At 72.6% G+C, this 18,659-nt stretch carries 17 protein-coding genes and 1 pseudogene; 11 read left to right on the top strand and 7 right to left on the bottom strand.

Annotated elements, in window-relative coordinates; translation table 11 throughout:
* The first annotated feature begins 91 nt into the window (after positions 1 to 91).
* The 8 genes from ACFPZJ_RS06690 (at position 92) to ACFPZJ_RS06655 (ending at position 7,739) form a co-directional block, all read left to right on the top strand.
* Positions 92 to 721, top strand: coding sequence for a TetR/AcrR family transcriptional regulator (locus tag ACFPZJ_RS06690; protein ID WP_381018557.1), 630 nt, complete (start codon positions 92 to 94; stop codon positions 719 to 721).
* Between the two features lie 388 nt (positions 722 to 1,109).
* On the top strand, positions 1,110 to 1,412 hold the full coding sequence (locus ACFPZJ_RS06685) for an urease subunit gamma (RefSeq protein ID WP_037890687.1): 303 nt from the start codon (positions 1,110 to 1,112) through the stop codon (positions 1,410 to 1,412).
* 15 nt (positions 1,413 to 1,427) lie between these two features.
* On the top strand, positions 1,428 to 1,739 hold the full coding sequence (locus ACFPZJ_RS06680) for an urease subunit beta (RefSeq protein ID WP_215122868.1): 312 nt from the start codon (positions 1,428 to 1,430) through the stop codon (positions 1,737 to 1,739).
* Complete coding sequence (locus tag ACFPZJ_RS06675) at positions 1,732 to 3,453, top strand: urease subunit alpha (RefSeq protein ID WP_381018554.1); 1,722 nt, start codon at positions 1,732 to 1,734, stop codon at positions 3,451 to 3,453. Before ACFPZJ_RS06680 ends, ACFPZJ_RS06675 begins: the two co-directional genes overlap by 8 nt.
* A 19-nt stretch (positions 3,454 to 3,472) precedes the next feature.
* The gene (locus ACFPZJ_RS06670) at positions 3,473 to 4,147 is read left to right on the top strand and encodes an urease accessory protein UreF (protein WP_381018552.1); all 675 of its coding nucleotides are present in this window, start codon (positions 3,473 to 3,475) and stop codon (positions 4,145 to 4,147) included.
* A gap of 232 nt (positions 4,148 to 4,379) precedes the next feature.
* Complete coding sequence (ureG, locus tag ACFPZJ_RS06665) at positions 4,380 to 5,063, top strand: urease accessory protein UreG (RefSeq protein WP_381018550.1); 684 nt, start codon at positions 4,380 to 4,382, stop codon at positions 5,061 to 5,063.
* Between the two features lie 143 nt (positions 5,064 to 5,206).
* Positions 5,207 to 5,992 (top strand): urease accessory protein UreD, encoded by a 786-nt coding sequence (locus ACFPZJ_RS06660; RefSeq protein WP_381018996.1) that lies wholly within the window; start codon positions 5,207 to 5,209, stop codon positions 5,990 to 5,992.
* A gap of 151 nt (positions 5,993 to 6,143) precedes the next feature.
* The gene (locus ACFPZJ_RS06655; RefSeq protein WP_381018547.1) at positions 6,144 to 7,739 is read left to right on the top strand and encodes an alpha/beta hydrolase; all 1,596 of its coding nucleotides are present in this window, start codon (positions 6,144 to 6,146) and stop codon (positions 7,737 to 7,739) included.
* Between the two features lie 51 nt (positions 7,740 to 7,790).
* Here ACFPZJ_RS06655 and ACFPZJ_RS06650 read toward each other — a convergent pair.
* Positions 7,791 to 8,810, bottom strand: a pseudogene (locus ACFPZJ_RS06650) (NAD-dependent epimerase/dehydratase family protein).
* A 67-nt stretch (positions 8,811 to 8,877) separates the two neighbouring features.
* A complete protein-coding gene (locus ACFPZJ_RS06645) occupies positions 8,878 to 9,603 on the bottom strand; it encodes a lysophospholipid acyltransferase family protein (RefSeq protein ID WP_381018544.1) in 726 nt (241 codons plus the stop codon).
* Positions 9,604 to 9,817: 214 nt separating this feature from the next.
* Here ACFPZJ_RS06645 and ACFPZJ_RS06640 point away from each other — a divergent pair, with 214 nt between their 5' ends.
* Positions 9,818 to 10,273 carry an RpiB/LacA/LacB family sugar-phosphate isomerase gene (locus ACFPZJ_RS06640; RefSeq protein WP_381018542.1) on the top strand — a complete coding sequence of 152 codons (456 nt, stop codon included), beginning with the start codon at positions 9,818 to 9,820 and terminating at the stop codon, positions 10,271 to 10,273.
* Positions 10,274 to 10,285: 12 nt separating this feature from the next.
* Here ACFPZJ_RS06640 and ACFPZJ_RS06635 read toward each other — a convergent pair whose 3' ends face one another.
* The 5 genes from ACFPZJ_RS06635 to ACFPZJ_RS06615 all read right to left on the bottom strand — a co-directional run bounded on the left by ACFPZJ_RS06635 (position 10,286) and on the right by ACFPZJ_RS06615 (position 17,398).
* The gene (locus tag ACFPZJ_RS06635) at positions 10,286 to 11,515 is read right to left on the bottom strand and encodes a PP2C family protein-serine/threonine phosphatase (RefSeq protein WP_381018540.1); all 1,230 of its coding nucleotides are present in this window, start codon (positions 11,513 to 11,515) and stop codon (positions 10,286 to 10,288) included.
* Between the two features lie 102 nt (positions 11,516 to 11,617).
* The gene (locus ACFPZJ_RS06630; RefSeq protein WP_381018538.1) at positions 11,618 to 14,071 is read right to left on the bottom strand and encodes a SpoIIE family protein phosphatase; all 2,454 of its coding nucleotides are present in this window, start codon (positions 14,069 to 14,071) and stop codon (positions 11,618 to 11,620) included.
* A 399-nt stretch (positions 14,072 to 14,470) separates the two neighbouring features.
* Positions 14,471 to 15,697: an ornithine--oxo-acid transaminase gene (gene rocD, locus ACFPZJ_RS06625; protein WP_381018535.1), complete on the bottom strand. Its 1,227-nt coding sequence runs from the start codon at positions 15,695 to 15,697 to the stop codon at positions 14,471 to 14,473.
* Positions 15,694 to 16,515 carry a dimethylargininase gene (gene ddaH, locus ACFPZJ_RS06620; protein WP_381018533.1) on the bottom strand — a complete coding sequence of 274 codons (822 nt, stop codon included), beginning with the start codon at positions 16,513 to 16,515 and terminating at the stop codon, positions 15,694 to 15,696. Before ddaH ends, rocD begins: the two co-directional genes overlap by 4 nt.
* A 397-nt stretch (positions 16,516 to 16,912) precedes the next feature.
* On the bottom strand, positions 16,913 to 17,398 hold the full coding sequence (locus ACFPZJ_RS06615) for an Lrp/AsnC family transcriptional regulator (protein ID WP_381018530.1): 486 nt from the start codon (positions 17,396 to 17,398) through the stop codon (positions 16,913 to 16,915).
* Positions 17,399 to 17,520: 122 nt separating this feature from the next.
* Here ACFPZJ_RS06615 and ACFPZJ_RS06610 point away from each other — a divergent pair, with 122 nt between their 5' ends.
* Together ACFPZJ_RS06610 and ACFPZJ_RS06605 are read left to right on the top strand one after the other, a co-directional pair.
* Complete coding sequence (locus ACFPZJ_RS06610; RefSeq protein ID WP_381018527.1) at positions 17,521 to 18,276, top strand: LytR/AlgR family response regulator transcription factor; 756 nt, start codon at positions 17,521 to 17,523, stop codon at positions 18,274 to 18,276.
* 11 nt (positions 18,277 to 18,287) lie between these two features.
* The gene (locus tag ACFPZJ_RS06605) at positions 18,288 to 18,647 is read left to right on the top strand and encodes a hypothetical protein (protein WP_381018524.1); all 360 of its coding nucleotides are present in this window, start codon (positions 18,288 to 18,290) and stop codon (positions 18,645 to 18,647) included.
* Positions 18,648 to 18,659 lie beyond the last annotated feature (12 nt).

The raw sequence follows: 18,659 nt of genomic DNA, 5'->3' as shown, positions 1-18,659 counted from the left end.
AAAAGAAGGATCGTTCGTTTTGCTGTCTCTCCACCGTCGACCCGTCCGGGCCGGCTTGTCAAGAAGGAATGTTCGTTTTAGCTTGGGCGGCATGGCCCGCGTCTCCCAGGAACACCTCGACGCCCGCCGCCGCCAGATCCTCGACGGCGCCGCGCTCGTCTTCGCCCGCAACGGCTTCCATGCCACGTCCATGCAGGACGTGTTGAAGGAGGTCGGCCTGTCCGCAGGCGCCGTCTACCGCTACTTCAGCGGCAAGGAGGAGCTGATCGGCGCGATCGTCGGTGAGGTGCTCGACGTGGTGGGCGGCGTCTTCGAGAGCGCGGCGCAGCAGTCCCCTCCGCCGCTGCCGGACGAGATGATCCCCCGGGTCCTCGCGCGGTTGAAGGAGGTCAGGCCCGGGGTCGTCGACCACGGCGAGTGGATCTTCCCCCGGCTGATGCTCCAGGTCTGGGCCGAGACCCTGCGCAACGAGACCCTGGCGGCCACGTTCGGAACCGGCTACGACAAGGTCCGTGCCGCGTGGGCGAGGGTCGTGGAGGGGTACAAGACGGCGGACCTCATCGCCGGGAACGTCGACGCCGACGCCATGGCCCGCACGATGATCGCCATTGCGCAGGGCTTCGCGGCGCAGATGGCCGTGTTCGGTGAACTGCCCCCCGAGGTCCTGAGGAACGGCGTCCGGGCACTGATGAGCGTGCGGGACCCGCGCGCGGATAACTGAACGCGCACGGGCGGGCCGGCCGGGCTGTGAAGTCTCCTGCGGGGTGCGGCCGGCTGCGAGGTCTCCTGGGGCTGGGGCTGGGGCTGCGGGTCGGCTCGGCTCGCGCTGCGAGGTCTTCTGCGGGGTGCGGGGCGCCGCGTGCCGTAAGGCCTGCGAGGGGCCGAGGTCGTCGCCGCTGTGCGGCCCGCGCGGAGCACGGCTCGCCCCGCGCTCCGGCCCTGCCGCAGCGCAGACCGGCCCGGGCTTCGAGGCCCGTGTGGATCACAGCTTGGTTAACGTGCCTGAAATCAGGTCCAACTAGCCTGCCGATCCACGCCACCAGGCACTTTGCCCCGTGGCCGCGGCAACCGGACCCGCACGGTCCGGAGCGAGGACTGTGAGGTGGGACGTGCAACTGACCCCGCACGAGCAAGAGAGGCTGCTGATCCACGTGGCGGCCGACGTCGCCGAGAAGCGCCGGGCCCGCGGGCTCAAGCTCAACCACCCGGAGGCCGTCGCGCTCATCACCTCGCACATCCTGGAGGGCGCGCGTGACGGCCGTACCGTGGCCGAACTCATGTCCTCCGGGCGCAAGCTGCTCACCCGGGACGACGTCATGGAGGGCGTCCCGGAGATGATCCACGACGTCCAGGTGGAGGCCACCTTCCCGGACGGCACCAAGCTCGTCACCGTCCACGACCCGATCGTCTGACGGGGAGGCCGCGCCGTGATTCCCGGAGAAATCCTGTTCGCCGAGGACCCGATTGCCTACAACGAGGGCCGCGAGGTCACCCGGCTGACCGTCCTCAACGCCGCCGACCGGCCCGTGCAGGTCGGCTCCCACTACCACTTCGCCGAGGCCAACCCCGGTCTGGAGTTCGACCGTGCCGCAGCGCGCGGCAAGCGGCTGAACGTCGCCGCCGGCACCGCCGTCCGCTTCGAACCCGGGATCCCCGTCGACGTCGAACTCGTCCCGCTCACCGGCGCCCGGGTCGTCCCCGGCCTGCGCGGGGAGACCGGAGGTGCCCTCGATGCCTGAGATCTCCCGTGCCGCGTACGCCGACCTGTTCGGACCGACCACCGGCGACCGTATCCGGCTCGCCGACACCGACCTGCTGATCGAGATCGAGGAGGACCGTTCCGGCGGTCCCGGCCGCGCCGGTGACGAGGCCGTCTTCGGCGGCGGCAAGGTCATCCGCGAGTCCATGGGCCAGGCGCGTGCCACGCGCGCGGACGGCACACCGGACACCGTCGTCACCGGAGCGGTCATCGTCGACCACTGGGGCATCGTCAAGGCCGACGTGGGCATCCGCGACGGCCGGATCACCGGCATCGGCAAGGCCGGCAACCCCGACACCATGGACGGCGTCCACCCCGACCTGGTCATCGGCCCGGAGACGGAGATCATCGCGGGCAACGGTCGGATCCTGACCGCCGGGGCGATCGACGCGCACGTCCACTTCATCTGCCCGCAGATCGCCGACGAGGCGCTCTCCGCGGGCATCACCACGCTCGTCGGCGGCGGTACCGGACCGGCCGAGGGCTCCAAGGCCACCACCGTCACACCCGGCCCCTGGCACCTGGCCCGGATGCTGGAGTCGATGGAGGCCTACCCGCTCAACGTCGGCCTGCTCGGCAAGGGCAACACCGTCTCCCACGAGGCGATGCTGTCCCAGATCCGGGGCGGCGCACTCGGTCTGAAGCTGCATGAGGACTGGGGGTCGACCCCGGCCGTCATCGACGCCTCGCTCACCGTCGCCGAGCAGACCGGCATCCAGGTGGCCATCCACACCGACACCCTCAACGAAGCCGGATTCGTGGGTGACACGCTCGCCGCGATCGCCGGGCGCGGCATCCACGCCTACCACACCGAGGGCGCGGGCGGCGGGCACGCCCCGGACATCATGACCGTCGTCTCCGAGCCGCACGTGCTGCCCAGCTCGACCAACCCGACCCGGCCGTTCACCGTCAACACCACCGAGGAACACCTCGACATGCTGATGGTGTGCCACCACCTGAACCCGGCGGTGCCGGAGGACCTCGCCTTCGCCGAGTCCCGGATCCGGCCGTCCACGATCGGGGCGGAGGACATCCTCCACGACCTCGGCGCCATCTCGATCATCTCGTCCGACTCGCAGGCCATGGGGCGCGTCGGTGAGGTCGTCATGCGGACCTGGCAGACGGCCCATGTGATGAAGCGGCGGCGGGGCGCGCTGCCGGGGGACGGGCGCGCGGACAACCGGCGGGTACGTCGCTATGTCGCCAAGTACACGATCAACCCGGCGCTCGCGCAGGGACTGGCGCGTGAGATCGGTTCCGTAGAGTCCGGCAAGCTCGCCGACCTGGTGCTGTGGGAACCGGCGTTCTTCGGCGTCAAGCCGCAGCTCGTCCTCAAGGGCGGGCAGATCGCGTACGCGCAGATGGGCGACGCCAACGCCTCCATCCCGACCCCGCAGCCGATCCTCCCACGGCCGATGTACGGGGCGATCGGGCGGGCGCCGGCGTCCAACTCCTTCAATTTCGTGGCGCCGCTGGCGATCGAGGACGGGCTGCCGGAACGGCTGGGGCTCGGGAAGCGGTTCGTGGCCATCGACTCCACGCGCCGCGTCACCAAGGCCGACATGCGCGAGAACGACACACGACCCGAGGTGCGGATCGACCCGGACAGCTTCGCCGTGCACATCGACGGGGAGCTGGTCGAGGCGGCTCCCGCCGCCGAACTGCCCCTGGCCCAGCGGTACTTCCTCTTCTGACGGCGCCGAGGACGTTGTGATGTCACGAGCAGCACTCCTCGTCCTGGCCGACGGCCGCTTTCCCGCCGGAGGGCATGCGCACTCCGGCGGGGCCGAGGCCGCCGTCAAGGCCGGGCGTGTCACCGGGGCGGCGAGCCTCGCGGACTTCTGCCGGGGGCGGTTGCACACGGCAGGGCTGGTGTCGGCCTCACTGGCCGCGGCGGCGGCCCTGGGGACCGACCCGGTCGCCCTCGACGCGGCCGCGGACGCCCGTACGCCGTCGCCCGCCCTGCGCGCCGCCGCCCGCAGACTGGGACGGCAGCTGATGCGGGCCGCGCGGGCCACCTGGCCGTCGAGACAACTCGACGCCCTGGCACGGGAGTTCCCCAAGGGCGCCCATCAGCCGGTGGTGCTGGGACTCGCGGCGCGGGCGGCCGGGCTGGGCCCCCTCGACGCCGCGTACTGCGCGGCCTACGAGAGCGTCAGCGGGCCGGCGACGGCGACGGTGCGGTTGCTGAGCCTGGACCCCCTCGACGCTACCGCTGTGCTCGCGCGGCTGGCGCCGGAGACGGACCTGGTGGCCGACCGTGCGGTGGAGGCGGCGCGGCGGGTGGTCGACGGGGGAGTCGACGTGCTGCCCGCGGCCTCCGCTCCGTTGCTCGAGATCGGCGCGGAGGTGCATGCGGCCTGGGCTGTACGTCTGTTCGCGTCGTAGCGGTGCTCGCCCCCACCGCCCCCCTACCCGTCCCCTCTCCAGGGGCTCCGCCCCTTCGACCCCGCCGGGGGCTCGGCCCCCCGACCCCCGACCTCGCCCACCCGACCGTCCCGAGACGGCCGGCCGGGAGGCCACCCGCCGTCCCGAGACGGTCGGCCGACAAGTCATCAACGGCCCCGAAACAACGGCCGGCCGAGAAGCACCGTAGGCACAGAGAAGCAGGAGCCGCCCCATGCACCTCGACCACACCCACACCCACGACGGCCCGGCCGCTCTCAGCGCCGACGCCCAGCGGCCCGACGGCAGCCGCCGTGCGCTGCGCATCGGCCTCGGCGGCCCCGTCGGCTCCGGCAAGACCGCGACCGTCGCCGCCCTCTGCCGGGCCCTGCGCGACGAGTTGTCCCTGGCCGTCGTCACCAACGACATCTACACCCGCGAGGACGCCGAGTTCCTGCTCCGGGAGGCCGTGCTACCGCCCGAGCGGATCACCGCCGTGGAGACGGGGGCCTGCCCGCACACCGCGATCCGGGACGACATCTCCGCCAACCTGGAGGCCGTGGAGGACCTGGAGGACGCGGTCGGGCCGCTGGACCTGATCCTGGTGGAGTCCGGTGGCGACAATCTCACCGCCACCTTCTCCAAGGGGCTGGTCGACGCGCAGATCTTCGTCATCGACGTCGCCGGCGGCGACGACATTCCGCGCAAGGGCGGGCCCGGCGTGACCACGGCCGACCTGCTCGTCGTCAACAAGACGGACCTGGCGCCGTACGTCGGCTCCGACCTCGCGCGGATGGCGGCCGACGCCAAGGCGCAGCGGGCCCAACTGCCGGTTGTGTTCCAGTCGTTGCGGAGCGAGACGGGCGTGCGGGACGTCGCCGACTGGGTGCGCGCGCGGCTCGCCGCGTGGACCGCGTGACCGGCGTGACCGGCGTGGCGGAGGCAGCCGGGCTGGCTGGCCCGACCGGGGGGACCGGCGCAACCGGCGCGACCGGGGCTGCCGGTGCCACCCGGACGCCCGGGAGCACCGGGGCTCCCGGTACTCCCCGGACCTCCGGGACCATCGGGACCACCGGGACGACCGGGACGACCGGGACGACCGGGGTACGGGCCGCCGCGCGGATCCTTGCCCGGGCCGACGGCCGGGGCGGGACCGACCTGCCCGTGCTGGAGAGCGACGGACCGCTGGCGCTGCGGCGGACCCGGGGCAGCGCCGACGAGGCGCGGGTCATGCTGGTCGGGGCCATGAGCGGGCCCCTCGGCGGGGACCACTTCGCCGTGGCGGCGGACGTGGCACAGGGGGCACGACTGCGCGTCGGATCGGCCGCCGCCACCATCGCGCTGCCGGGCCAGGCCAAGGGGGAGGCCCGCTACGACGTACGGCTCACCGTCGCCGACGGGGCCGAACTGCACTGGCTCCCCGAGCAGTTGATCTCCGCCCGCGGCAGCGACCTGTACGTCACCACACGGGCCGACCTGGGGGCCGCGGCCCGGCTCGTGCTGCGCGAGGAGCAGGTGCTGGGGCGGGCCGGTGAGGAGCCAGGGCGGCTCACCAGCCGGCTGACCGTGCGGAGCGCCGGACACACCGTCCTCGACCAGGAACTGGCCTGCGGACCCGGCGCCCCGGGCGGCTGGGACGGGCCCGCCGTGCTCGCGGGACACCGGGCCGTCGGACAACTCGTCGTGGTGCGGCCCGAGTTCCTGGAGCGTCCGGTGACGGCGCGGACACTGGAGGAGGGCGCCGCCGTGATGCCGCTCGCCGGGCCCGCGGCGCTGGTGACCGCGGTGGCGCCGGACGCACGGCTGCTGCGCCGGATGCTGAATGAGGCCCTCGACTCCCTCGGCTGACACACCGTCGGAGGGAAATCCCTATCCGGATATCGGGAAATCCCTATCCGCTTATCGGATTGGCAAAGAAGGCCAACACCCTCTGTCCCTGGACGCCTTGCAGCCGCGAGGATCCCCGTACCCATTCGTCACCATGTACGGGGAGGTCCCCTTGAGGGACACGAGACCGAAGAGCCGGGCCTTGGCGCTCGGTTCGGCCGGCACCATCGTCGCCGCCACCCTCATCGCCGGCGCCGTCACCGCACCCACCGCCGGGGCGGCCACCGGCCACCAGCAGGACCGCGAGGCCCGGGGCGTCGCGATCGCCGCCGCCCGGGCGGCGAAGACCGGGGTCGACTGGCAGGACTGTCCCGCCGACTGGGGGCTGGAGAAGCCGATCCAGTGCGGCTGGGTGACGGTCCCGCTCGACTACGCCAAGCCGTACGGCAAGCAGATCAAGCTCGCCGTCGACCGGGTGGGCCACACCGGGACGAAGACGGAGCGCCAGGGCGCGCTCGTCTACAACCCGGGCGGCCCCGGCGGCTCCGGACTGCGCTTCCCGCGCCGGGTCACCACCAAGAACCCGCTCTGGGCCAACGTGGCCAAGGCGTACGACTTCGTCGGCTTCGACCCGCGCGGCGTCGGCAAGTCCGCGCCCATCTCCTGTGTCGACCCGCAGGAGTTCGTCAAGGCACCCAAGATGGACCCGGTGCCCGACTCCGAGGCCGACAAGCTCGCCCAGCGCAAGCTGGCCCGCGAGTACGCCGAGGGCTGCTACGAGCGCAGCGGCGCGATGCTGCCGCACATGACCACGCCGAACACCGCGCGTGACCTCGACGTCATCCGCGCCGCGCTCGGCGAGAAGAAGCTCAACTTCCTCGGCGTCTCCTACGGCACCTACCTCGGCGCCGTCTACGGCACCCTCTTCCCGGGCCATGTGCGCCGCATGGTCGTCGACAGCGTCGTCAACCCGTCCCAGGAGAAGATCTGGTACCAGGCCAACCTCGACCAGGACGTCGCCTTCGAGACGCGCTGGAAGGACTGGCAGGACTGGGTCGCCAAGAACGACGCCACCTACCACCTCGGCGACACCCGCGCAGAGGTCCAGGCCAAGTGGCTCGAACTGCGCGCCACCGCCAAGAAGAACCCCATCGGCGGGGTCGTCGGCCCGGCCGAGCTGATCTCCTTCTTCCAGAGCGCGCCGTACTACGACTCCTCGTGGGCTCCGGTCGCGACGGTGTTCAGCAAGTACGTCGCCGGCGACACCCAGGCGCTCGTCGACGCCGCCGCCCCCGACCTGTCCGACACCGCGGGCAACGCCGCCTCCGAGAACGGCAACGCCGTCTACACGGCCGTGGAGTGCGCCGACGCCAAGTGGCCCACCAACTGGCAGAGGTGGGACCGGGACAACACGCGGCTGCACCAGGACCACCCGTTCATGACGTGGGCCAACGCGTGGATGAACCTGCCGTGCGCCACCTGGCCCGTCAAGCAGCAGACGCCGCTGAACGTCAAGACCCGCAAGGGACTTCCGCCGGTCCTCATCGTCCAGGCGGAGCGTGACGCGGCCACCCCCTACGAGGGCGCCGTCGAACTGCACCAGCGCTTCAAGGGCTCGCGACTGATAACCGAGAAGGACGCGGGCTCCCACGGGGTCACCAGCCTGACCAACCCGTGCGTCAACACCCGCGTGGACACCTACCTGCTCACCGGCAAGCTGGACGGCGCGGACGTGACGTGCGCGCCGCACGCCACGCCGAAGCCGTAGGCGCCCACCGTACGGTGGTGAGGGGTGGCCGGTGCACCGGCCACCCCTCACTCATGTCGCTCGTGCCGCGAACCAGGCGTCCTCCGCCGCGTAGTCGAAGAGGTCGGGGTAAGCCCTCGCGAGGGTCGCGAACGCCTCCCGCCAGTCCCGCCCGGAGAGGTGCGCGGCGAGCCAGTCGACTGTCTCCGGCAGGCTCTCCGCGTACGACACGACGGGCCGGTAGCCCAACTCCCGCTCCGCCGCCGACCTGTCGCACACCACCGGAAGCGGGACGGACCAGGGCGAGCGGCCCACCGACGGCGACGGCTCCGGCCCGTCCACCACCGTCTCGGTCTCGACGCCCATCACCGTGTCGACCGCCGCGCCGATCTCGGCCACCGTCGGCGCCTCGGGGTCACAGGCGTTCAGTGTCCTGGAGCCGGGCCGGGCCGCCGCCAGCCGGACGAGCTCGGCGATGTTGCGGGCGGCAGCCGGGTGGAACCTGCTCCGGCCGCCGTGGGCGAGCACCCTCCGGCGGCGGCCGTCGAGGTTGCGCGTCACGAAGTACAGCTCGCGGGGGAGCGGGCAGTGCGGGCCGTGGACCGCGCCCGCGCGCAGCAGCGTCGCAGGCAACCGGTCGCCCGCCGCCAGCAGTTCCCGCTCCAGGGCCGACTTGCCCGTGCTGTACGTGGCGTCCCCCGGCGGGACCGTCGGCTGCTCCTCCGGGATCGGCACGGGGTACGCCGGGAAGCCGTCCGGTTCGCCCATCGTGTCGAAGTCGCGTCCCTTGCCGTCCTCGTACACCGACACGGTGGAGATCACCACCGCCGAGCCGATGCGGTCGGCAAGGGCCCTCAACTGCCGTGCATGGCGCGCCCCTTAGGCGACCATGTCGACCACGGTGTCGCAGCCGCCGCCGATCAGCGCGGCCGGCGCGGCGTCGTCCTCGCGGTCCAGGCGCACCGCCCGTACCTCGCCGGGCCAGCTCTCGTCCCGGCCCCCGCCGCGCGACGCGGCCGTCACCTCCCAGCCGTCCCGCACCAGAGCGTGCACCACCGGCCGGCCGATCTGGCCCGTCGCCCCGATCACCACAGCATGTCGCACTCCGCGACCCTACGGCCGGCGGAAACCCACCACGGTGCTCTGCCGACGGCAGACCTCAGCTCAGCGGCATCCGCGGGAACCGGCGGTCCTTCTCCGCCTTCTGCTCGGCCTCCTGGGCCTTCACCACGGCCGCGTACTCGTCGACGTACTCCTGCCCGGACAGGGACAGGATGGCGTACATGATCTCGTCGGTGATGGCCCGCAGGACGGCCTTCTCGTTCTCCATGCCGACGTAGCGGGAGAAGTCGAGGGGCTCGCCGAAGCGGATCACCACGGGGTGGATGCTGGGGATGACCTTGCCCGGCGGCTGGGCCTCGAAGGTGCCGATCATCGCGCAGGGAATGACCGGAACCCCTGCCTTGAGGGCCATCACCGCGACGCCGACCTTGCCCTTGTAGAGCCGCCCGTCGTGCGAGCGCGTGCCCTCCGGGTAGATGCCGAGCAGCTCTCCCTTGCTCAGCACGCCGAGACCCTCGCGGATCGCGGCCTGGCCCGCGTCCTTGCCGGTGCGGTCGACCGGGATCTGCCCGGCGCTGCGGAAGAACGCCGCGGTCAGCCGGCCCTTGATCCCGGGACCCGTGAAGTACTCCTTCTTGGCGAGGAAGGTGATGCGGCGCCTGAGGACCGCGGGCATCAGAAAGTGGTCCGAGAACGACAGATGGTTGCCCGCGACGATGGCCGCGCCCGACTCCGGCACATGGTCCAGGCCTTCGATCCGAGGCCGGAAGACCAGTCTCAGCAGGGGACCCAGCAGCACGTATTTGAGCAAGTGGTAGAACAAGGGCGCTCCTCGACTCGTGCGGGTGGGCGGGGTCGCCGCGTTCCAGCAGGTCGACCGGCATGTCGTGGGCTGCCAGTGTAGGTGCAGGCGCGGTGGCCCGGCACCACGCCCGCGCCTACCCGGCCGATCCTTTGCCGATGTACTGACTCCACATCAGCCCGGCGGGCAGCCGCCCGAGGTGGCCATCGCCGCCACGCCGAGTAGTCTCCGAACCATGCGGATCTCTGTTTCCTCGGACATGGACGAACCCGTGGCCCGCCGCCTCGTCGCCGAGCTGCGCGACCGCGGGCACGAGGTGCTGCCGCACGGCGCCCTGCGCCCCGGGGACGACCCCCAGTGGGCGGCGTGCTCGCAGGCGGCGGCCCGCGAGGTCGCCGACGGGACGGCGGACCAGGCGGTGGTGTGCTGCTGGACCGGCACCGGCGCCTCGATCGCCGCCAACAAGGTGCCCGGCGTACGGGCCGCCCTGTGCACGGACGCCTACACGGCGGACGGGGCCCGCCGCTGGAACGACGCGAACGTGCTGGCCCTCAGCCTGCGTCTGACGTCGGAGCCGCTGCTGAAGGAGATCCTCGACGCCTGGTTCGCCGGAGAGCCCAGCACGGACGCCGAGGACCGGGAGAACGTGGACCGCGTCGGCCGGCTCGCCCACGAGAGGCACCCCTCCTAGGCCCTCCTGGGATCACAGCCGCACCACGATCAGCGCCGTGTCGTCGGTGGCGCCGCCGGGCGGCAGCAGTTCCCGCAGCATCGCGTCGGCCAGGGTCTCGGGATCCTGGCCCCGGTGGCGGCGCAGGGAGTCGGCCAGGCGGGCCAGACCGGTGTCGATGTCCTCCCGGCGCCGTTCGATCAAGCCGTCGGTGTAGAGCACGAGGGTGGCGCCGTTCGTGTACGTGGTGACGGCCTGGGGTCTGGGGATCGGGTCGGGGCGGGCGTCGAGCGGTGTGTCGGTGGCCCGGTCGAGGAACTCCATGTGGCCGTCCGGGGCGACCAGCGCGGGCGGGGGGTGGCCGGCGCTGCTGTAGGTGATGGTGTGGCGGTCGTGGTCGATGAAGGTCGTGACCGCGGTCGCCGACTCGGCGCCGTCGACCACGTGGGCGTAGCGCCCGAGGACGTCCAGGGCCTGCCCGGGCCCGGCGGCGACGCGGGACGCGGCGCTCAGCGCGCTGCGCAGCTGGCCCATCACACCGGCCGCCGCCAGCCCGTGGCCGACCACGTCTCCCACGGACACACCGATGCGGTTCCCGCCCACCAGGTCCACCAGGTCGTACCAGTCCCCGCACACATTGAGCGCGCCCACCGCCGGGCGGTAGCGGACGGCGGCCTGGTGGTGGCCGACCTGCCGGGGCGCGGGCAGCATCGCCTCCTGCAGGGCCAGCGCCACCTCGCGCTCCCGGGCGTGCGCGTCGCGCAGGCGTTCGTTGAGCTCCTGAAGGTCGCGGGCGCGCGTGTACAGCTCGGCCTCCAAGGCCCGGGGCCGCCCCGTGCGGTGACCGCCGCGGGCCCGGATCAGTTCCGTGACCTCCTCGACGCGGTGCACGATCAGCGCCACCTTCCCGTCGGGACCGGGCACCGGCGCGTTCACCGGGCTCCAGTAGCGCTCCTCCCACTCGCCGGACCGGCCGGGGGCCTCCACGTCGTAGCGCTGCAGGGCCATGGCGTCGCGCTCGCCGGTCGCCAGGACCCGGTACAGCGACGCCTCGAGATTGCGCATGCCGTTCGCGGCCGGGTCGCCCGGGTTGTCCGGGAAGACGTCGAAGAGGTAGCGGCCCACTAGCTGCTCGCGGGTGCGCCCGGACATGCGGAGGTAATCATCGTTGGCGTCCGCGAACACCAGCTCGGGCGTCAGGAGCGCCACCATGCCGGGCAGGCCGTGGAACACCGCCGTGTAGTCGATCGCCGCATCGGTCATGGCTGTCGCCTCCCCGCCGGGGTCGCACCAGTTTCGCACGTTATGTACGGACTGAGCAGTGTCGGAACGGTCCTGATGGGGCTCGTCAGGACGTCGGTTCCCTCACTCCGGCGGCTCCGTCAGCGACTGCTCCGCCCAAATGATCTTCCCGTCGGGGAGGAAGCGCGTGCCCCAGCGCTGGGTGAGCTGGGAGACCAGCAGCAGCCCGCGCCCGCCCTCGTCGGTGGTGCGCGGGTGGCGCAGGTGGGGTGCGGTGGCACCGCCGTCGAAGACCTCGCAGACCAGGGCCCGTTCGCGGATCAGCCGGAGCCGGATCGGGCCGGCGGCGTGCCGGATGGCGTTGGTGACGAGCTCACTGACCACCAGCTCAGTGGTGAAGACCAGCTCCTCCAGGCCCCAGCGTGACAGCTGCCGGCTGGCCGACCTGCGGGCCTCGGCGACGACGGCCGGGTCGGCGGGCAGGTCCCAGGCAGCGACCTGTTCCGCGCCGAGCCGCTTGGTCCGGGCCATCAGCAGCGCCACGTCGTCGTACGGGCGGGCCGGGACCAGGGCGTCGATCACGGCCCGGCAGTGCAGCTCCAGCGAGGACGCGGTTCGCTCCAGTGCCCCGCGCAGCCGCTCCCGGCCGGCGTCGACCACCCAGCTGTCCCCGCGGGCCAGCAGCCCGTCGGTGTGGAGCGCGAGCGTGCTGCCCTCCGCCAACGCCAGCTCCACCGCCTCGAACGGCGGGCCGCCCACCCCGAGGGGCGGCCCCTGCGGCAGCTCGACGAAAGCAACCGTGCCGTCGGGCTTCACCACGGCGGGCGCGGGATGGCCCGCGGCGGCCATGGTGCACCGCCCGTCGACGGGGTCGTAGACGACGTACACGCATCCCGACCCCGCCTGGGTACGGTCGGTGCCCGCCCCCACCTCGAAGCCCTCGTCCCGCGCCGAGCGGGCCACCAGGTCGTCGAGGTGGGCGAGCACCTCCTCGGGAGGCAGATCCAGGGCCGCGAGGGTCCGTACGGCGGTCCGCAGCTGTCCCATGGCCGCGGCGGCGTCGATGCCGTGCCCGGGCACCTCGCCCACGACGAGGGCGACCCGCGCCCCGGACAGCGGGATCAGGTCGTACCAGTCGCCGCCGAGACCGGTCAGCTCGTCGGCCGGCTGGTAGCAGGCCGCCACCTCCACCGCGTCCTGCTCGGGCAGCCGGTGCGGGAGCAGGCTGCGCTGCAGGACGAGCGCGGCGTCGCGCTCGCGGGTGTAGCGCCGGGCGTTGTCCACGCAGACGGCCGCGCGGGAGACGAGGTCCTCGGCCAGGTTCAGGTCGCCGTCGTCGAAGGGGTCCTGCCGGCGGTGCCGGAAGAACGTGGTCACCCCGAGGGTGGTGCCCCGCGCCCGGATCGGGACGATCATCACGCTGTGCAGGCCCAGCTCCAGGAAGGTGGCCTCCTGGCGGCCCGGCGTGTCCGTGGCCCAGTGCCGGGCGAGCGGGTCGAGGTGCTCCCGGCGCCAGGACCGGCCGGTGGTCAGGGAGCGGATCGGGGGCGCTCCGGCCTGGTAGGTCGCCACGCCTCCGATCTCGACGACGGCCTCGGGGACACTGGCGTCCACCGAGCGGTGAGCCGCGCGGCGCAGCGTCACCGTGTCACTGTCCGCGAGCGGCCCGGGTGGGAGCTCGCCGCCGCGCAGCACCGTCTCCAGCAGGTCGACGGTGACGAAGTCGGCCAGCCCCGGCACGGCCACGTCGGCCAGCTCCTGAGCGGTCCGCATGATGTCCAGGGTGCGGCCGATGTGCTCACCGGCCCGGTCCAGCAGGGCCAGCCGCTGCCGGGCGCGGTGCCGCTCGGTGATGTCCAGGACGGTGTAGTAGACGCCCATCGGGCGGCCCTGCTCGTTCTCGAGCCGGGTGAACGACATCATGTGCGCCGTCTCCCGCAGCGGCGCCGACCGTGCGCGGCCCACGTGCTCGTAGCCGACCACCGGTTCACCGGTCTCCAGCACGTACCGCATCTGCCTCTCGATGGACTCGGAGTCCAGGCCCGGCTGGACGTCCCGCAGCCGCAGTCCCAGCCGCTGGTGCGCCGGTCCCCCGCCGAACTGCTCCAGCGCGGGGTTCGACCACACGAAGCGCAGGTCGGTGTCCACGATGGCGATGCCGACCGGCGAGTCGGCGACCATCTGCTCCAGCACGATGCGGCTCATGTCCCAGCCGGGGGCCTGGGCCAGCTCCGACAGCAGCACCAGCCACTGGGAGCGGCCGTTCGCCTCCTGGGTCGGGGTGATCCGCACCGCGACCCCGACCGGCTGACCGTCCCGGGCGCGGGCCGTCAGAAGGCCCGCCCAGCCGCCGTCCCTGCGGCACCGCTCGACCAGGTCCGGCACCCGTGCCGCGTCCTCCTCGGCCAGCAGGTCGGCCAGCTTCCTGCCCACCGCCTCGGAGGCCGTGTACGCCAGCAGTCGCTGCGCGTCCCTCGTCCAGCTCGTCACCACGCCCTGCGCGTCGAGCAACAGGGGCGCGGCATCGGCCACGTCGAACCGCTGCCGGGCAACGCCGTGCTCCTCGTGTGCGCCCACGGTCGACCTCTCTGTAGCTGAGAGTGGTCTACCACCACCTGTCTCAATCTTCACCCCTCCTCCGGGAGGAGCGCGGGTCGAACGCGGTCCGGGCGGGGACCTTGGGCCGGTTGCGTGGGTGCTCGGGCGGGAGCACTGGTGGGGCGGGGGAACGGTCGAGCGGTGCTCGGGCGGGAGCACCTGGGGTGCGCGGGAACGGTTGTGTTCGGGCGTGAGCACCTGGCGGGGCGGGGGAACGGTTGTGTTCGGGCGGGAGCACCTGGCGGGGCGGGGGAACGGTCGAGCGTGGCCCGGGCGGGGCGCCGGGCGGTGACCCGGTCCGAGGAGACAGGGCATCGTCCCGTCCGGGCGGGCAGGGCGGCGGGGCGGCCCGGGAAACCGCCCCACCGCCCGCGGCTCTCACACCCCCCGCACCAGCACCTTCTCCAGCACCCCGAGCGCCTCCTGAAGCTCCTCGCCCGTGATCGTCAGGGGTGGTGCGATGCGGATCGTCGAGCCGTGGGTGTCCTTGACCAGCACTCCCTCCCGCATGAGGCGTTCGCTGATCTCGCGTCCCGTGCCGAGGGCCGGGTCGATGTCCACGCCCGCCCACAGGCCGCGCGAGCGGAAGCCGACCACGCCCCTGCCGACCAGGCCTTCCAGTCCCTCGCGCAGGAGGACGCCCAGCTCGGACGCCCGGCGCTGGAACTCTCCCGTCTCCAGCAGCTCGACCACTGCCGTGCCGACCGCCGCTGCCAGCGGGTTGCCGCCGAACGTGGAGCCGTGCTCACCGGGGTGCAGCACCGAGAGCACCTCCCGGCGGGCGATCACCGCGGACACCGGCACGATCCCGCCGCCCAGCGCCTTGCCGAGCAGGACGACGTCCGGCACGACCGACTCGTGCTCGACGGCCAGCGTGCGGCCGGTGCGGCCGAGTCCGGACTGGATCTCGTCCGCCATGAACAGGCAGCCCGCCCTCCGGGTCAGCTCCCGTACGCCGGTCAGGTAGCCGTCGTCCGGGATGAGGACCCCCGCCTCGCCCTGGATGGGCTCGATGAGCACGGCCGCCGTCGTGTCGTCGATCGCCGCCTCCAGCGCGGCCAGGTCGTTGTACGGCACGATCCGGAAGCCCGGGGTGAAGGGACCGAAGCCGGACCGGGCCGTCTCGTCCGTGGAGAAGCTGACGATCGTCGTCGTACGCCCGTGGAAGTTGTCCGCGGCGACCACGATCGTCGCCCGGTCGGCCGGGACGCCCTTGACGTCGTACGCCCACTTGCGGGCCACCTTGATGCCGCTCTCCACCGCCTCCGCGCCGGTGTTCATGGGCAGCACCATGTCCAGGCCGGTCAGCGCGGCCAGCCGCTCGGCGAACCCGGCGAGCCGGTCGTTGTGGAAGGCGCGCGAGGTGAGGGTGAGACGGTCCAGCTGCCGGTGGGCGGCCTCGATCAGCGCGGGGTGGCGGTGGCCGAAGTTGAGGGCCGAGTAGCCGGCCAGCATGTCGAGGTAGCGGCGGCCCTCCACGTCCTCCATCCACGCGCCCTCGGCGCGGGCGACCACCACGGGCAGCGGGTGGTAGTTGTGCGCGAGGACCGGCTCCTCGGCCTCGATCAGCTCGGCGGAGCCACGGGTGTGCGCGGGTGCGGTCATGAACGGTTCTCCCGGATTTCCTGGGTGCAGCACTTGATGCCGCCGCCTGCCTTGTGGAACTCGGACAGGTCGACGGGGACGGGGGCGTAACCACGCTCGGCGAGCTGGTCGGCGAGGGCCGTCGCCCCCGGTGAGACGAACACATGGCGCCCGTCGGACACGGAGTTCAGGCCGAAGGCCATCGCGTCCTCACGGGTCGCGATCACCGCGTCCGGGTAGAGCCGCGCGAGCACCTCCCGGCTGCCGGGCGAGAAGGCCTCGGGGTAGTAGGCCACATTGTCGTCGTCGAGGACGAACAGCGCCGTGTCCAGGTGGTAGAAGTACGGATCCACCAGCGTCAGGCTGATCACCGGGAGCCCGAAGAACTCCTGCACCTCCCGGTGTGCCTCACGGGTGGTACGGAAGCCCGTGCCGGCCAGGATCCAGCGCCCGGCCTGGACCAGGTCGCCCTCGCCCTCGCAGACGGACTCGGGGTGGTACACCTCGAAGCCTTCCGCCTTGAACCACGCCTCGTACGGCACGGACTCCGGGCGGCGCTCGGGCGCGTGGAAGAGGGAGCCGAAGACACGGCCCTCGACGACGACCGCCGCGTTGGCGGCGAACACCATGTCGGGCAGGCCGGGGACCGGTTTCACGGTGTCCACGGTATGTCCGTGGGCACGGTAGGTGTCGACCAGCGCCTGCCACTGGTCCAGCGCGCGGATCACGTCGACGGGTTCGTCGGGACGCATCCACGGGTTGATCGCGTACTGCACGGCGAAGTGTCTGGGTTCGCAGACGAGGAAGCGCCGCCGGCGCGGCACACGGGAGTCGGGCACAGAGGGGTCCCTCCGCTTCCTGACGGTGAGTGACTGGGGGTTGACACCACGGTAGGAAGGGAGGGAGACGGCCGACAAGGAACAACGGCTGCGTGTTCGCGCAGCAATGCTGCGTCTTCGAGCAGGTCGACGCACGTTCGCTGCGCGTCCCTGAGCTCTCATCTCCGGGTACGTCGGCTCGTCCCCGCCCGCCCCGGGCGCTCCCTTCGGATGCGGGCGCGGACCGGTCGGTGTCGGCCGGGGTCCTGATGCGGGCGCGGGCCGCCCGGTGTCGGCCTCGGAGCTCGGATCCCGGCGCTGGCCGACTGGTGCCCGCCCCCGGGCTCTCATGCGGCGCTGGCCGACCGGCGCCGGTCTCCGCGCTCTCGTTCCGGTGCCGGCTGCCGGGCCCCGGCTCTCATTCCGGTGCCGGCTGGCTGGTGCCCGCCTCCGGGCTCTCCGGGAGCAGGTGGGACAGCACCATCACGCTGATCGTCTTCCGGATGAAGGGCTCCGCACGGATCCGCTCCAGCACCTCCTCGAAGTGCTCCACGTCGCGCGCCCGCACGTGCAGCAGGGCGTCCGCGCCGCCCGTCACCGTCATCGCCGCCGTGATCTCCGGGTGGTTGCGGACGACCTCCGCGAGCCGCCTCGGCGGGGCGGCCCCCTCGCAGTACACCTCGACGTACGCCTCCGTGCGCCAGCCCAGCGCGGACGGCTTCACCGTGGCCGTGAACCCGGTGATCACGCCCGTCTCGCGCAGCCGGTCCACCCGGCGCTTGACCGCCGTCGACGACAGGCCGATGGCCGCGCCGATCTCCGCGAACGACGTCCTGGCGTTCGCCGTCAGCGCCGTGATGATCTTCCGGTCGAGCTCGTCGAACGGCGTGGGCCTGCTGTTCATGCGGGCACTGTATCCACCGCGCCACGCACCGTGGGCAGCGCGAACGCGGCCACCGTGGCCGGTGGTGACGTCCACGACCAGCACATGTCCACACGTTCGGATTCCACCTACACTCCACGTTCATGCTGCGCGCCCTCGCCGTCGACGACGAACGCCCCTCGCTGGAGGAACTGCTCTACCTGCTGAACGCGGACCCCCGCGTCGGCAGCGCCGAGGGCGCCGGCGACGCGACCGAGGCCCTGCGGCGCATCAACCGCGCGCTGGAGTCCGGGCCGGACGGGCCGGAGGCGATCGACGTCGTCTTCCTCGACATCCAGATGCCCGGTCTCGACGGACTGGACCTGGCCCGGCTGCTCACCGGGTTCGCCCGGCCGCCGCTCGTCGTGTTCGTCACCGCCCACGAGGACTTCGCCGTCCAGGCCTTCGACCTCAAGGCCGTCGACTACGTGCTCAAGCCCGTCCGCAAGGAACGGCTCGCCGAGGCCGTACGGCGCGCCGCCGAACTGCGCGGCACCGCCCCGCGCATACCCGTGCACGAACCGGACCCGGACCACATACCCGTCGAGCTGGGGGGCGTGACCCGGTTCGTCGCCGTCGACGACATCACCCACGTCGAGGCCCAGGGCGACTACGCCCGACTCCACACCGACAAGGGCAGCCACCTCGTCCGCATCCCGCTGTCCACGCTGGAGGAGCGCTGGCACTCCCGCGGCTTCGTCCGCATCCACCGCCGCCATCTGGTCGCCCTGCGCCACATCGGCGAACTCCGACTCGACGCGGGCACCGTCAGCGTCCTGGTCGGCTCCGAGGAACTCCAGGTCAGCAGGCGCCACGCGCGCGAACTGCGGGACCTGCTGATGCGCCGCACCACGAGCTAGGGGGAGCACCCGTGCCCCAGGATCCGACCGAACGCCGCGTCGTCGTCACCGGCCCGCCCCGGCAGGCCCGCCGGACCTCCGGCTACTACCGCCCGCGCACCGAGATCGACGAGCAGACCACCCTCGGCCACACCTACGTCCGCTCCCTGATGCGGACCCAACTGCGCGCCGGCCTCGCCGTGTTCGCGGTCCTCGCCCTGCTCGTCGGGCCCCTGCCGCTGCTCTTCGCGGTCACCCCCGAGTCCCGCCGCCTGGCCTGGGCGGTCCTCGGCTTCGGCCTGTACGCCCCGCTGGTCCTGCTCGCCCGCTGGTACGTGCGGCGCGCGGAACGCAACGAACGCGACTTCGTACGACTCGTCGAAGACCGCTGAGCAGAGCGAGGA

Source organism: Streptomyces bullii (assembly GCF_042657145.1).
Classification (GTDB): domain Bacteria; phylum Actinomycetota; class Actinomycetes; order Streptomycetales; family Streptomycetaceae; genus Streptomyces; species Streptomyces bullii.
This window is presented reverse-complemented; position numbering and strand designations above follow the sequence as displayed.